Source organism: Nonomuraea sp. NPDC049714 (genome assembly GCF_044465295.1).
Lineage (GTDB): Bacteria > Actinomycetota > Actinomycetes > Streptosporangiales > Streptosporangiaceae > Nonomuraea.
Genome location: NZ_JBITLM010000003.1, coordinates 658,099 through 670,928, shown reverse-complemented (window position 1 = coordinate 670,928; position 12,830 = coordinate 658,099). Strand labels below are relative to the sequence as shown.

The window sequence follows — 12,830 nt, the reverse complement described above, 5'->3', positions numbered from 1 at the left end:
GGCGGGGGGAGAGAAGGGGTATGAGCGAGCACCTCGGCCCCTACGAGTTGCTGTCGAGGCTGGGCGCGGGCGGGTTCGGCCAAGTGCACCTCGCCCTGGACCCGGACGGCCGCACGGTCGCCGTCAAAGTGCTGCACCCACATGTGGCGGCCGACGCCGGCGCGCTGGCGCGGCTGGCCCGCGAGGTGGAGACCATGCGGCGGGTGGGCGGGCCGCACGTGGCGGAGGTGCTCGACGCCTCGCTGGAGGGCGCCAGGCCCTACCTCGTCACCCGTTACGTCCAGGGCAGGCCGCTGAGCTCCGTCCCGGTGCCGGTGGCCGACCTGCGGGCGCTGGCGACCGGCCTGGCCGACGCGCTGCTGGCCGTACACGAGGCGGGGGTCGTGCATCGCGACCTCAAGCCCGCGAACGTGATGATGACCGAGGGCGACCCCGTCGTCATCGACTTCGGCATCGCCAGCGCGCTCGACTCCCTGTCGGTCACCGCCTCCGGCGCGGTGGTCGGCACGCCGGGCTACTTAGCACCGGAGGTGCTGGAGGGCGGTGCGGCGGGGCCGGAGGCGGACGTGTTCTCCTTCGGCGCGACGCTGGCCTACGCCGCGACCGGCCGCCAGCCGTACGGGCAGGGGCCGGCGTCGGCGGTCGCCTACCGCGTCGTCCACCACGAGCCCGATCTGGAGGGCGTGCCCGGCTGGCTGGAGCCGCTGCTGCGCGAGTGCCTGTCCGTCGACCCGGCGGCCCGGCCCACGGCCGCGGGGATCTGCGCCCGGCTGGGCGTGGCGGCGGCCCCGCGCGCCCGCCGCCTGTCCCGGTTCTCCATGGGTACGGCGCGGCGCGAGGAGAGTGACGTTCACCACCTGTCCACGCGCGAATGGCGGCCGGGCCGGGACCGGCGGGTGGAGTCGGCGGAGCTGTCCAGGGCCCGGCACCGGGAGAAGGTGCGCAGGCGCTGGCTGGTCGGGTCGGGTCTGTTCGTGTCGCTGCTGGCGGCCGCGGCCCAGGAGCCGCTGCCGGAGGTGGCGTTGTTCCTGCTGGCCGCGTTCGCGCTGGCCGTGGTGGTGGACGCGGGGGTGGCGCTGGTCACCAAAGGGCCGTTCAGGAAGGGCAGGATCGTCGCCGACTTCACCGGCGTGGCGGGGACGCTGGGGCTCTCGCTGGCGTTGAGCGCCTTCTTCAGCACGGCGGTGCTGGCGCTGTTCGCCGGCACGGCGCTGGTGGTGGGGATCGTCTTCTTGCTCTCCGCCTGATCGGCCCCGCTGCCCAGCAACGGAACATAATTCGGTATGGTGGTGCCGAAAGGGGCTTCGCGTGTTTGCGCGTAAGCTACTCGTGGGTAACATGACCGCGGGGGCCGAGGGCACCCGCTGTCACCGCCCCCACGGGGCACCTGGCAGTCTGGACAGCATGCATCCGGCGCCCACCGCAACGTCGCGGAGGCGCACGCGAATACGGGAGGTCGGCCACCGGCCATGAACATCGTCGTCTGCGTGAAGCAGGTCCCCGACACGGCGACCGAGCGCAAGCTGCGGTCCGAAGACAACACGCTCGACCGTGACGCGGTCGACGGCGTGGTGAACGAGCTCGACGAGTACGCGGTCGAGGAGGCGCTCAAGCTCAAGGAGGCCCACGGCGGCGAGGTGACCGTCCTCACCATGGGTCCGGGCAAGGCCACCGAGACCATCCGCAAGGCCCTGGCCATGGGAGCCGACAAGGCGGTCCACCTCTTCGACGACGGGCTGCACGGCTCCGACGCGCTCGGCACCTCCTACGCGATGGCCCAGGCGCTGAAGAAGATCGGGTTCGACCTGGTCATCCTCGGCTCCGAGTCGACCGACGCGCGCACCGGCGTGCTGCCCGCGATGCTGGCCGAGCGCCTCGGCGCGCCGCAGCTCACGCTGGCCAACAAGGTCGACGTCGACGGCTCGTCGATCACCGTCCAGCGGCTGACCGACTACGGCTTCGACAAGGTCGAGGCCACGCTGCCGGCCGTCGTCTCCGTGGTCGAGAAGATCAACGAGCCGCGTTACCCGTCCTTCAAGGGCATCATGGCGGCCAAGAAGAAGCCGGTTCAGACGCTGGCCATCGCCGACGCCGAGATCGACGCCTCCCAGGTGGGCCTCGGCGCCTCCTGGTCCCAGGTGGTCGACTTCGCCGCCGCGCCGCCACGCGCCGCCGGCACGATCGCCAAGGACGAGGGTGACGGCGGCGCCAAGGTCGCCGAGTTCCTCGCCGCCAAGAAGTTCATCTGAGAACGGGGGTTACTGATATGTCGGAGATTCTCGTTCTCGTTGAGCAGGTCGACGGAGAGGTCAAGAAGGTCACGCTGGAGCTGCTGACCCTCGCCCGCTCCCTCGGCACGCCCGCCGCCGTCTGGGCGGGCCCCGGCATCACCGCCGAGGCCAAGGCCAAGCTGGCCGAGTACGGCGCGGACAAGATCTACGTCGCCGGTTCCGGGGACATCGTCGGCTACGTCGTCGCCCCCAAGGCCGAGCTCCTCGCCCAGCTCGTGGCCGCCAAGTCGCCGGCCGCCGTGCTGGTGGCCGCCACGGCCGAGGGCAAGGAGGTCGCCGGACGGCTCGCCGTCAAGACCGACTCCGGGGTCATCACCGACGCCGTCGGCCTCGGCGAGGGCTTCGTCGCCGAGCAGTCCATCTTCGGCGGCGGCGTCAACGTGCACGCCAAGGTCACCAGAGGCACCCCGATCGTCGCCGTACGCCCCAACTCGACGGCCCCCGAGGCCGCTGCCGGGGCCGGTGCCGAGGAGGAGGTCTCGGTGACGCTGTCCGACTCCGCCAAGGCCGCCCGCGTCGTCGAGCGCGTCAAGCAGGAGAAGGGCGCCCGCCCCGAGCTGACCGAGGCCGCCATCGTGGTCTCCGGCGGCCGTGGCGTCGGCTCGGCCGAGAACTTCTCGGTCATCGAGGGCCTGGCCGACGCGCTGGGCGCGGCCGTCGGCGCCTCCCGCGCCGCCACGGACGCGGGCTGGTACCCCCACCAGTTCCAGGTGGGCCAGACGGGCAAGACGGTCTCCCCGCAGCTCTACATCGCCGCGGGCATCTCGGGCGCCATCCAGCACCGGGCCGGCATGCAGACCGCGAAGACCATCGTCGCGATCAACAAGGACCCCGAGGCGCCGATCTTCGAGCTGGCCGACTACGGCGTCGTGGGCGACCTGCACCAGGTCGTCCCCCAGCTCACCGACGAGGTGAACAAGCGCAAGTAGTTCCTTCGTGTACGGCTCCGCCTACGCGCGGAGCCGTACACGTCGGTCGGGCGAGTCGAGCCAGACGTACTGCCCCCTCCGGGGTAACGCTCATGCCGAACCTGTCCCGGCCGGGACTTCCCCACGCGAGCCACTGCCGGTATGCGACTTCGAGCTCGTCCCACAGGTCGTGCGGCCCTCGCTGGAAGACCGAGAATCGGTCGTAGCCGGGCGCCTGAAGGGTCTGCGCCTCGGAGTCGTCCGACCACAGCCACAGCCGGAAGCCACCGTCTTCCTCATCGGCATGCGCGTCGTACAGATCTGGCAGCAGCCCCGCGATGGCCACGTCGGCTCCTGGTCACATTCGCGTCGCCGAGACGATGTGCCAGTAATGCCGCCGTCCAGCCGGTTCCCGGGCCGATTTCCAGAATCTTGTCATTGTCGCCGGGGGCGAGAAGTCCGAGCTCGGCGGCGACGATGCCGGGTGCGGACGACGAGGATGTGTAATCGCCTTTGCCGCTTCCTACGTCGGCCGCCCCGTCATTGATCTGGGTGACGATCGCCGCGTCGGAATAAATGGCTTCGATCCATCTCTCCGGACCCGTCCTCCTGTCGATCAGGTGGCCGGAGCCGTTGTCCGGATGGCACCAGGCCCTGTCCGGCACGAACCGGTGGCGGGGAACGGCATGCATCGCCTCCCGCCACCGGTCGTCAAGGCCCGCAGATGAGTCGGTGAGGGCGGCAATACGCTCACCGATATTCATCAGCCGTCTTTTCCTCCGTGTTTACCGGGCTCTGCGGGGCTGGTTTGCGGCGCCGGGTCCGGCTTCGGCTTCTCGACCGGTCGGTTCGCGGGTGCGGGTTTCTTCTCGTGTTTGCCCATGAATTCCATCCCTTTCGGGGAGCCTGTTTCTGGCGCCGATGCTATCCGGGGCGCGTCCGGGCGGTGAGATCTTCGGAGTAAAGAATCAACGGACAAGAGACGGTGTGGATAACTGGATATCGAGTGGATTGTCCAGCGCACTGAGCCGGGACTACCGCCTCACGACGTGACGGCCGGAAGCAGGATCTGGAAGGCCGCGCCCCGGCCCGGCGTCGAGCGGATCTCCACGCGGCCGCCGTGGGCGGCGACGATGGAGCGGACGATGGCCAGCCCGAGGCCCGCGCCGCCCGTCGTCCTGGCGCGGGAGGTGTCGGCCCGGTAGAAGCGGTCGAAGGCCCTGGCGGCCTCCTCCGCGCTCAGCCCGGGGCCGGAGTCCTCGATGACCAGCACCGCCTCGGCACCCACGGTGCCGACGCCGATGCGGACCGGGGTGCCCGCCGGGGTGTGGGTGACGGCGTTGCCGACCAGGTTGCTGACCACCTGGCGCAGCCTGGCCTCGTCGCCCAGCACCGGGGCGCTCGCCGCCGGGCCGCCGTCCGGGCCGGTGAAGGTGATGGGCCGGGAGGGGTCCAGGGCGGCGAAGTCGTGCCTGGCGTCCGCGGCCAGCGTGCGCAGGTCCATGGGGGTCGGCTCCAGGGCGGCGGCCACGCCTTCGGGCTCGTCGAGGGCGGCCAGCAGCAGCAGGTCGTCCACCAGGCGGGCCAGGCGGCCGGACTCGCTCTCGATGCGGGCCAGCGCCGCCTCGGCGTCCGTGCCGCCCATCCGGTAGAGCTCGGAGAAACCCTTGATGCCGAACAGCGGAGTGCGCAGTTCGTGGCTGACGTCCGCGACGAACCTGCGCATCCGGGCCTCGGACTCCTCCCTGGCCGCGAAGCCCTGCTCGATCTGCGTGAGCATGCCGTTCAGCGAGCGGGTCAGCCGGCCGACCTCGGTGCCGGGCGCGGCGGGCTCGGGCACGCGCCGGGTCAGGTCCCCTGCGGCGATCGCCGCCGCCGTCTCCTCGACCCGCCGCAGCGGCGCCAGCCCCGCGCGGATCGCCACCCCGCCCACCACGGCGAGTACGGCCAGCAGCAGCGAGCCGGCCACCAGGCTGGCCGCGCGGAGCCGGTCGACGGTGGAGTCCATCGCTTCCAGCGAGACCGCGACCGCGACCGTGGCGTAGCCGGGGGCGTCGGCGGGCGCCTCTGAGGGCGCTTCGGCGGGCGCTTCTGCGGGCGTTTCGGAGGGCGACGCCTCCTGTCTCAGGTTCAGGAAGGGCGACACCCCTTCGCCCGCGCGGGAGGGCACCGCCAGCACCCTCCATCGCTCGCCCGTCGCGTCGTCGATGGTGAAGGGGTGGCTCCCCCTTGCCTTGACGGCGGCGGTGTCCAGCCTGGGCAGCGCGACCTCGCCGCCCATGCCCATCTTCTGGACCAGCGTGCCGTCGGCGGCCAGGAAGGCGATGTACGCCTTGTCGGCCAGGGCGAACTCGTCCACGCTCAGCCGCGCCGGGATGGCGGCGGCCCGCTGCTGCCACTGAGCCAGAACCTCGGGAGAGAGCGCGGCCAGGGCCGAGGCCAGGGGGCTGAACTGGGCGTCCATCCTGGCCAGGAGCTGGGTTTCGAGCTGCCGGACCACCACCGAGCTGATCACGGCCAGCCCGGCCACCAGCAGCGCCACCGTGATGGCGAGCAGCCGGGCGCGCAGCGACAGCCGTGCGATCATCGTTTGGGCTTCCGCAGGACGTAGCCGACGCCGTGCACGGTGTGGATGAGCTTGACGTCACCGGTGTCGAGTTTGCGGCGCAGGTAGCTGATGTAGGTGTCGACGATGCTGGAGTCGCCGGCGAAGTCGTAGCGCCACACCTGCTGCAGGATCTCCGCCTTCGGCAGCACCCGCCCCGCGTTCTCCGCCAGGTAGTGCAGCAGCCTGAACTCCGTCGGCGACAGCCGCACCGGGCTTCCCGCCCTGGTCACCTGGTGGCCGTCGGGATCGACCTCCAGGTCGTCGACCTTCAGCGTGTGGTTGCCCGGCGACGCGCCGGTGCGCCGGAGGATGGCCCTGATCCGGGCCAGGAGCTCCTCCAGGTCGAACGGCTTGGTCACATAGTCGTCGCCGCCCAGCCGCAGACCGTTGATCTTGTCGGCGGTGCCGTCGCGGGCGGTCAGGAACAGCACCGGCACCGGGCCCGGCCTGCCGCCGCCCCGGGGCAGGGACCTGAGCCTGCGGATCACCTCGAACCCGTCGAGGTCCGGCAGCATGACGTCGAGCAGCACCAGGTCGGGCGGCTCGCGGCGGGCCGCCTCCAGGGCCTGCCTGCCGTTGTCGGCCGAGGTCACGGTGAAGCCCGCGAAGCGCAGCGTCGCCGACAGCAGCTCCTTGACGGTGGGCTCGTCGTCGACCACGAGCAGCCGTTCGCCTGTTTCCGCACGCACCCGATGGCCCTCCCCTTCAGCCCGTCTTCACCTTACGAGGCCGTACGAGTGCGGCGCCGAATCCGGCCAGCGCCCCCAGCGCCGCAGCGGCCGGCACGGACAGCGGCGCGAGCCGCCCGGCAGCGCCGAAGGACACCGGGCCGAGCGAGATCGACACCTCGGCGACCCACGTCAGCACCGCCGGCAGCGCGCCGCCGACCACGGCCATCCCACCGCCCAGCCACGCCACGCGGCCGACCCCAGCCGTCCCACTGGCGGTCCCACCCGCCGTCCCACCCGCCGTCCCACCGGCCATCTCGCCGGCCGGCCGCGCCGGGTGGTCCGCCTGACGGGTGGCCTGCGCCGCGATGACCGTCACCACGGCGGCCAGGGCGAGGGCCGTCACCCCGAGGCCGGGCAGGAGGTCGCCGCCGAGCTGCCGGGGGACGGACAGCGTCCAGGTCACGCCGCTGCCCGACGACAGCACGGCCGCCAGCAGGTTCGGCCCGGCGAGCATGATCCCGCCGCCGACCGGCCCGTTGACGGCCGCGACGACCTGCCCGCCGGCGACGGTGACCGCCGCCAGCGTGAGGAGTACGGCACACGCCGCCGGCAGCGCGGGCCGTACCCACCGGGCCACGGCGCCGGGCAGCGGCGCCCGCCGCGAGCCCAGCCACGTCAGCCCCAGCACCACGACCACCCACGCGGCCCCCGCCCCGAGGGCGGGCGGCGAGAAGATGGCCAGCGCCACCAGGAACCCACCCACCGCCCCACCGGCCCGCAACCCGAACCCCCGCGCGCCCGCCGAAGGGGCGATGCCGTGGGGGAGCATCAGGGACAGCACCGCCGCGCCCGTCAGGGTGATGCCCAGGGGCATGCCGTCGACGAGCAGGGGGAGGCTCAGGCCGGTCAGGGAGGTGGTGGCGCCCACGGCCAGGGTGAGCGCCTCCGGGAGGGTCTCCAGGCCGAGGCCGGTCTGGGCCAGGCCGGCGGCGGCGACCGCCGTCATGGCGAGCACCGCCACCACCCCGGTCAACGCCCCCCACAGGGAGTCAGACATCGCGGGTGCGGAACCGTACGAGCGTGGCGGTCAGCATGGCGGCCACGAAGGCGAGCAGCAGGCCGAGCCCGGCCCAGATCCCGAGCTTGGAGGCCTCGACCATGGCCATGGCCTGGAAGCCGGCGGCGTTCGGCCAGTAGATGACGACGAAGCCGTGCACCGCGGGGGCTATCTCACTCAGGGCCGGGATCAGCAGGAACGCGGTGCTCACGTTCGCCGCGGCGGCAGTGCCCCGCAGCAGGAACCCGAGCGCCAGCCCGAACAGCGCCAGCAGCGCCAGGACAACCGGCGTCAGGAGCAGGAACCTGATCACCATGGGGTCGCCGAACCAGGCCCGTGGCGCCCCGGCCATCGCCAGCGTCGTCTGGCTCGTCAGGAACACCGTCAGCGCGGACACCAGCCCCACGGGCAGCACGACCAGCACGACCAGCACGCTCTTGACGACGGGCAGCCGCTCCCGGCGGCCCGCGGCGGCGACGCTCGCCCGCATCGTGCCGAAGTTGTACTCGGAGGTGGCCACCAGCACGCCCAGCCCCGCGACCAACAGCTGCACCAGAAGGATTCCCCGGGTCCCGGCGTGCAGCGGCACGAAGTCGAGCTGCTCCTGCACCGTGCCCTCGAGATAACGGGTGGCGCCCACGTTGCCGAACATCCAGCCGAACACGCCCGACATCACCACGATGGCGGCGGCCAGGATCGGCGTGGAGCGCACGCTCCTGAACTTGGTCCACTCGGCCAGCAGCATGCCCCTCATCGCGCGGCCCCCTGTCCGGCGCTGTACTCGACGCTGTCGCGGGTGAGCTCCATGAACGCCGTCTCCAGCGAGGTACGGCGCGGTGTCAGCTCGTACAGGGTCACGCCCTCGGCGGCGGCCAGCCGGCCGATGTCGGGCGCGGTGATGCCGGCGACGACGAATCCGCCCTCCTGGGACAGCACCTGGGCGCCCACGAGCTCCAGCCGCCGGGCGAAGGCGGGATCGTCGGTCCGGACGAACACCTCCTCGCCGGTCGTGGTGAACTCGGCGGTGTCCGCCTCGGCGATGAGCCGGCCCTTCCCGACGATCACGAGGCGGTCGGCGGTGAGCGCCATCTCGCTCATCAGGTGGCTGGACACCAGCACCGTGCGCCCCTCGGCGGCCAGGGAGCGGATGAGGGTGCGGATCCACACCACGCCCTCGGGGTCGAGTCCGTTGACCGGCTCGTCGAACAGCAGCACGGGCGGGTCGCCGAGCAGGGCGGCGGCGATGCCCAGTCGCTGGCACATGCCGAGGGAGAAGTCCCCGGCCTTGCGGCGGGCCGCGTCCGAGAGCCCGACGATGTCGAGCACCTCGGCGACCCGGCCGGCCTTGATGCCGTTGCTCTGCGCCAGGTAGAGCAGGTGGTCGCGGGCGCTGCGGCGCGGATGCACGGCCTGGGCGTCCAGCAGCGAGCCCACCTCGCGCAGCGGCGTCGGCAGGTCGCGGTAGAGCCGCCCGTCGATGGTCACCGAGCCCGAGGTGGGCAGGTCCAGCCCGAGGATCATGCGCATCGTGGTGGTCTTGCCCGCGCCGTTCGGACCCAGGAAGCCGGTGACCACGCCGGCCCGTACGGTCAGGTCAAGGTGGTCCACGGCGGTCACTTCGCCGTAGCGTTTGGTCAGTTGGTTCAGCTGAATCATGCGGCCAGCCTGGCCTGCCGGGTTGGAGGCGATCTGAGGGAGTCTGTGAGGGTTCTGTGAGGGGTGGAGCGTCAGGGGAGGAGGGGCGCCCGACTCACCGGGAACTCACAGGTTCACAGCCAGCCCATGTCGCGGGCACGGCGGACGGCGGTGTGCCGGTTCTCGACGGCCAGCTTGGTCACCGCCGAGGACAGGTAGTTGCGCACGGTGCCCTCCGACAGGCTCAGCTCGCGGGCGATCCGCGACACGGGAGCCCCGCTGGAGGCCGCGCGGAGGGTGTCGAGCTCACGTGGGGTCAGGGGGCACTCGCGCATCGACAGCGCGTCCGCCGCCAGCTCCGGGTCGATGTAGCGGCCGCCCTCGTGCACCTGTCTGATCACCTTCGCCAGCGCGGCCGCCGGGTTGTCCTTGCCGACGAAGCCGCGCACGCCCGCCGCCATCGCCCGGCGCAGGTAGCCGGGCCGCCCGTGCCCGGTCACGATCACCACCTGGCAGCCGGGCGCATCCTGGTGGATCCGCTCGGCGGCGGTGAGCCCGTCGAGTCCCGGCATGTCGATGTCGAGCATCGCCACGTCCGGCCGCAGCTCCACGGCGAGCCGCACGGCCTCGTCGCCGCGTCCGGTCTCGGCCACGACCTCGATGTCGGGCTCGGCGCCCAGCAGCGCCACGAACGCGCCCCGTACCAGGTGGTGGTCCTCGGCGAGCAGCAGCTTGATCACGGCGCCTCCAGAGGGACGGTCGCGCTGATCCGGAACCGGCCGCCGCCCGACTCGGCGACCAGCGTGCCGCCGGCCGCCTTGACCCGTTCGGCCAGGCCGGTCAGCCCGTTGCCGTGGGCGAACCGGGCGCTGGCCGGCCCGCCGTCATTCGCCATCTCCAACACCACGTTCCCCTCCTCGGTGTGCACGGTGACCTCGCACCAGGTGGCGGCGCTGTGCCGCAGCACGTTCGTGACCGCCTCCCGCGCCACCCAGCCGAGCGGTTCGTGCACATGGCCCGGCAGACCGTCGGGGAGCTCGGGCTGGTCGCAGGCGATGCCGGCGGCCCGGAGCACGGCCGCGACCCCGTCCAGCTCGGTGGCCAGCGATGTGGCCCGGTAGCCGCGGACGACCTCCCGCACGTCGTGCACGGCGGTGCGGGCGATCCGCTGGATCTCGGCCAGCTCCGCGCCCGCGCCGCCGGGGTCCGTGGTGATCAGCCGCTCGCCCAGCTCGGCGCGGAGCGCGATGGCGTGCAGGGTGTGGCCGAGCGTGTCGTGCAGGTCGCGGGCGAAGCGGATCCGCTCCTCGTCCACCGCCCGGCGCGCCAGCTCGGCGCGCGCCTCGCGCAGGTCGTCGATCACGTGGCAGAGCCAGGCCACGCCGTACGTCATCGGCGCGATGAAGGGCAGCACCCCGAGCCCGTAGAGCAGCGCCAGCGGCAGCGGCAGGCCGACGAAGAGCAGCAGCGGCGGTGTGGCGGCGATCGAGGTGAGCGTGACGGCCCAGGTGACGGCGGGCCTGGTGAACACGACCGTGGCCACGGAGATGAACGCCATCGGCAGCGCGATCCACTCCGGCCCCGCGAAGAGCGGCATGCCGTAGGCGAAGACCCCGACCACGCTCACGTCGAGATAGTGCCGCCAGGTCAGCCGGCGCAGGAACGCCGCCCACAGCACCCGCGAGTAGCAGGCGGTGAGCAGCACGCCGAACACGCCTGCCATCGGCAGAGCCGAGCCCACTCCCGTCTCCATCGCAAGGGAGACGGTGGGCAGGGCGAGCGCCGTGACCATGGAACCGGCGAACAGGGCCACCGCCACGGCGGCGATGACCCTGGTACTCACGACTGGTGCAGTCATTGGTCGCATTATGACGGTCATGCCCGGCGGGGATCCCACCGGAAGTACTGACGGGTCAGCCACAATCCCAGCCCGATCCAGAGCAGGCCGATCCCCAGCCCCGCCGCCGAGACCTGGAAGGACTCCAGGAAGTCGATCGCCGGGGCGCCTTCCCGGGCGAAGTCGCGGCCCAGGAAGGCGGTCCGCAAGATCGACACGACCGGGGTCAGCGGCAGCCGCTCCGAGATCTGCTGCCCCCACTCGGGCAGCATCGACAGCGGGAACATGACCCCCGCGGCCACCAGGCTGATGAACAGCACCGGCAGCGCCACGAGCTGGGCGACCTCGTAATTGGGGATGAACCCTGCCGTTCCGATCGCCAGCGCCGCGAACACCGCCGCGCCCAGGAGGAAGGCCAGCAGCATCAGCGGGATGTTCCGCGGCATCGGCGCGTCCACCACGGCGACGGCGTACACCAGGATGACCACGGCCTGCACCGCGCCCACCAGCGTCGCGTGCAGGATGTCACCCGCGAAGATCGCGCTCGTGGGCAGGGCGCTGCCGCGCAGCCGCTTGTAGACGCGTTCCTCGCGCCGCACCACGATGCTCGTCGCGATCGTCATGTACGAGAACGGGAAGACCACCGCGATCGCCCCCACAGCCGCGAACGCCGTGGCGGGCACGCCGTTCACCAGGTCCTCCGGCCGCGCGTTGGCCGTGTTGACGAACGCCAGGAACAGCGGCAGCAGCAGCACGCTGAACGCCATGCCGCGCTGCCTCAGCAGGACCGTCTGGTTGAGCCTCGCCTGCGCCCACACCATCGACAACCAGCTCATGGCGCGACCCTCTCCGTCTCCGCGACCTCAAGGAAGAGCTCTTCGAGCGACGGCCTGCGCACCTCTAGGCCGCCGAGCTCGAAACCCTTGTCGTACGCCCACGCCAGCAGCGTGCGCAGGTCCTCCTGCGGCTCGTGGGTCTCGACGGTGAACGCCTCGCCGTCCTGCTTCACCGAGCGCAGGGCCAGGCCGGGACCGTACGGCAGCTCACTGGGCCGCACGGCGGGCAGCCGGAAGGTGATGCGGGTGCCACGCTCGGCGAGCACGTTCGCGAGGGTGCCCTCGGTGACGATCCGGCCCTCGTGCATGATCGCCAGGCGCTGCGCGAGCTGCTCCGCCTCGTCCAGGTAGTGGGTGGTGAGCAGCACGGTCGTGCCCTGGGCGACCATCGTGCGCACCAGCTCCCACACGTTGCGCCGCGCCTCCGGGTCCAGGCCGGTGGTCGGCTCGTCCAGGAAGAGCACGTCAGGCTGCCCCAGCACCGCCAGAGCCAGGTCCAGCCGCCGCTTCTCCCCGCCGGAGAGCTGGGTGACGCGCACCGGCCGCCGGTGCGCCAGCCCCACCCGATCCAGCACCTCGCCCCGGTCCAGGGCGTGCGGCGTCCACCGCCGCCAGGCGTCCACGGTCTCGGCGACCGTGAGGTCCTTGTAGAAGCCGGCCTCCTGGAGCACGATGCCCATCCGGTGCCGCACCTCGGCCCGCTCGGTGAGCGGGTCGTGCCCGAGCACCCGCACCTGGCCGCTCGTCGGCGCGTGGTAACCCTCCAGGACGTCCAGGGTCGTCGTCTTGCCCGCGCCGTTGGTGCCCAGCAGCGCGTACAACTCGCCACGGCCGACCTCGAAGCCGATCCCCTTGACGGCTTCGAAGTCGCCGTACTTCTGGTGCAGATCCCGCACCTCGATCGCTGTCGTGTTCATCTGCCCCACACTGCCGGTGGGCCGCCACCCTCCGGCAGTGTGCGATCTCAGCTATGAGCAGGGAGGTTCG

Annotated in this window: 13 protein-coding genes; 3 read left to right on the top strand and 10 right to left on the bottom strand. The window is 72.1% G+C overall.

Annotated features, from left to right (window positions below):
• Nucleotides 1–20: 20 nt before the first annotated feature.
• From ACIBQX_RS16465 to ACIBQX_RS16455, 3 genes are all read left to right on the top strand, one after another.
• Nucleotides 21–1,247: a serine/threonine-protein kinase gene (locus tag ACIBQX_RS16465; protein WP_397005107.1), complete on the top strand. Its 1,227-nt coding sequence runs from the start codon at nucleotides 21–23 to the stop codon at nucleotides 1,245–1,247.
• Between the two features lie 222 nt (nucleotides 1,248–1,469).
• A complete protein-coding gene (locus ACIBQX_RS16460; RefSeq protein WP_397005105.1) occupies nucleotides 1,470–2,249 on the top strand; it encodes an electron transfer flavoprotein subunit beta/FixA family protein in 780 nt (259 codons plus the stop codon).
• 17 nt (nucleotides 2,250–2,266) lie between these two features.
• On the top strand, nucleotides 2,267–3,220 hold the full coding sequence (locus tag ACIBQX_RS16455) for an electron transfer flavoprotein subunit alpha/FixB family protein (RefSeq protein WP_397005103.1): 954 nt from the start codon (nucleotides 2,267–2,269) through the stop codon (nucleotides 3,218–3,220).
• A 275-nt stretch (nucleotides 3,221–3,495) separates the two neighbouring features.
• Here the strand turns inward: ACIBQX_RS16455 and ACIBQX_RS16450 are convergent, their stop codons facing one another.
• The 10 genes from ACIBQX_RS16450 to ACIBQX_RS16405 form a co-directional block, all read right to left on the bottom strand.
• A complete protein-coding gene (locus ACIBQX_RS16450) occupies nucleotides 3,496–3,963 on the bottom strand; it encodes a hypothetical protein (RefSeq protein WP_397005101.1) in 468 nt (155 codons plus the stop codon).
• A gap of 278 nt (nucleotides 3,964–4,241) precedes the next feature.
• Nucleotides 4,242–5,786: an ATP-binding protein gene (locus ACIBQX_RS16445; protein ID WP_397005099.1), complete on the bottom strand. Its 1,545-nt coding sequence runs from the start codon at nucleotides 5,784–5,786 to the stop codon at nucleotides 4,242–4,244.
• Entirely contained in the window at nucleotides 5,783–6,496 is a 714-nt protein-coding gene (locus tag ACIBQX_RS16440) for a response regulator transcription factor (RefSeq protein ID WP_397005097.1), read from the bottom strand. Before ACIBQX_RS16440 ends, ACIBQX_RS16445 begins: the two co-directional genes overlap by 4 nt.
• Before the next feature lie 16 nt (nucleotides 6,497–6,512).
• Nucleotides 6,513–7,535 (bottom strand): hypothetical protein, encoded by a 1,023-nt coding sequence (locus ACIBQX_RS16435; RefSeq protein ID WP_397005095.1) that lies wholly within the window; start codon nucleotides 7,533–7,535, stop codon nucleotides 6,513–6,515.
• Nucleotides 7,528–8,289, bottom strand: coding sequence for a hypothetical protein (locus ACIBQX_RS16430; protein ID WP_397005093.1), 762 nt, complete (start codon nucleotides 8,287–8,289; stop codon nucleotides 7,528–7,530). Before ACIBQX_RS16430 ends, ACIBQX_RS16435 begins: the two co-directional genes overlap by 8 nt.
• A complete protein-coding gene (locus tag ACIBQX_RS16425; protein ID WP_397005091.1) occupies nucleotides 8,286–9,191 on the bottom strand; it encodes an ABC transporter ATP-binding protein in 906 nt (301 codons plus the stop codon). Before ACIBQX_RS16425 ends, ACIBQX_RS16430 begins: the two co-directional genes overlap by 4 nt.
• Before the next feature lie 113 nt (nucleotides 9,192–9,304).
• Nucleotides 9,305–9,910 carry a response regulator gene (locus ACIBQX_RS16420; protein WP_397005089.1) on the bottom strand — a complete coding sequence of 202 codons (606 nt, stop codon included), beginning with the start codon at nucleotides 9,908–9,910 and terminating at the stop codon, nucleotides 9,305–9,307.
• Nucleotides 9,907–11,028, bottom strand: coding sequence for a sensor histidine kinase (locus ACIBQX_RS16415; RefSeq protein ID WP_397005087.1), 1,122 nt, complete (start codon nucleotides 11,026–11,028; stop codon nucleotides 9,907–9,909). Before ACIBQX_RS16415 ends, ACIBQX_RS16420 begins: the two co-directional genes overlap by 4 nt.
• A 17-nt stretch (nucleotides 11,029–11,045) precedes the next feature.
• Complete coding sequence (locus tag ACIBQX_RS16410) at nucleotides 11,046–11,843, bottom strand: ABC transporter permease (RefSeq protein ID WP_397005085.1); 798 nt, start codon at nucleotides 11,841–11,843, stop codon at nucleotides 11,046–11,048.
• On the bottom strand, nucleotides 11,840–12,760 hold the full coding sequence (locus ACIBQX_RS16405) for an ATP-binding cassette domain-containing protein (protein WP_397005083.1): 921 nt from the start codon (nucleotides 12,758–12,760) through the stop codon (nucleotides 11,840–11,842). The genes ACIBQX_RS16410 and ACIBQX_RS16405 overlap by 4 nt, the downstream gene beginning before the upstream one ends.
• Between the last annotated feature and the right edge of the window lie 70 nt (nucleotides 12,761–12,830).

What these genes read in the sequence shown, in the direction of transcription:
- ACIBQX_RS16425 (WP_397005091.1), bottom strand. Translation starts at nt 9,191, where the DNA reads ATGATTCAGCTGAACCAACTGACCAAACGCTACGGCGAAGTGACCGCC.
- ACIBQX_RS16415 (WP_397005087.1), bottom strand. Translation starts at nt 11,028, where the DNA reads ATGACTGCACCAGTCGTGAGTACCAGGGTCATCGCCGCCGTGGCGGTG.
- ACIBQX_RS16465 (WP_397005107.1), top strand. Translation starts at nt 21, where the DNA reads ATGAGCGAGCACCTCGGCCCCTACGAGTTGCTGTCGAGGCTGGGCGCG.
- ACIBQX_RS16410 (WP_397005085.1), bottom strand. Translation starts at nt 11,843, where the DNA reads ATGAGCTGGTTGTCGATGGTGTGGGCGCAGGCGAGGCTCAACCAGACG.
- ACIBQX_RS16450 (WP_397005101.1), bottom strand. Translation starts at nt 3,963, where the DNA reads ATGAATATCGGTGAGCGTATTGCCGCCCTCACCGACTCATCTGCGGGC.
- ACIBQX_RS16435 (WP_397005095.1), bottom strand. Translation starts at nt 7,535, where the DNA reads ATGTCTGACTCCCTGTGGGGGGCGTTGACCGGGGTGGTGGCGGTGCTC.
- ACIBQX_RS16460 (WP_397005105.1), top strand. Translation starts at nt 1,470, where the DNA reads ATGAACATCGTCGTCTGCGTGAAGCAGGTCCCCGACACGGCGACCGAG.
- ACIBQX_RS16430 (WP_397005093.1), bottom strand. Translation starts at nt 8,289, where the DNA reads ATGAGGGGCATGCTGCTGGCCGAGTGGACCAAGTTCAGGAGCGTGCGC.
- ACIBQX_RS16405 (WP_397005083.1), bottom strand. Translation starts at nt 12,760, where the DNA reads ATGAACACGACAGCGATCGAGGTGCGGGATCTGCACCAGAAGTACGGC.
- ACIBQX_RS16455 (WP_397005103.1), top strand. Translation starts at nt 2,267, where the DNA reads ATGTCGGAGATTCTCGTTCTCGTTGAGCAGGTCGACGGAGAGGTCAAG.
- ACIBQX_RS16445 (WP_397005099.1), bottom strand. Translation starts at nt 5,786, where the DNA reads ATGATCGCACGGCTGTCGCTGCGCGCCCGGCTGCTCGCCATCACGGTG.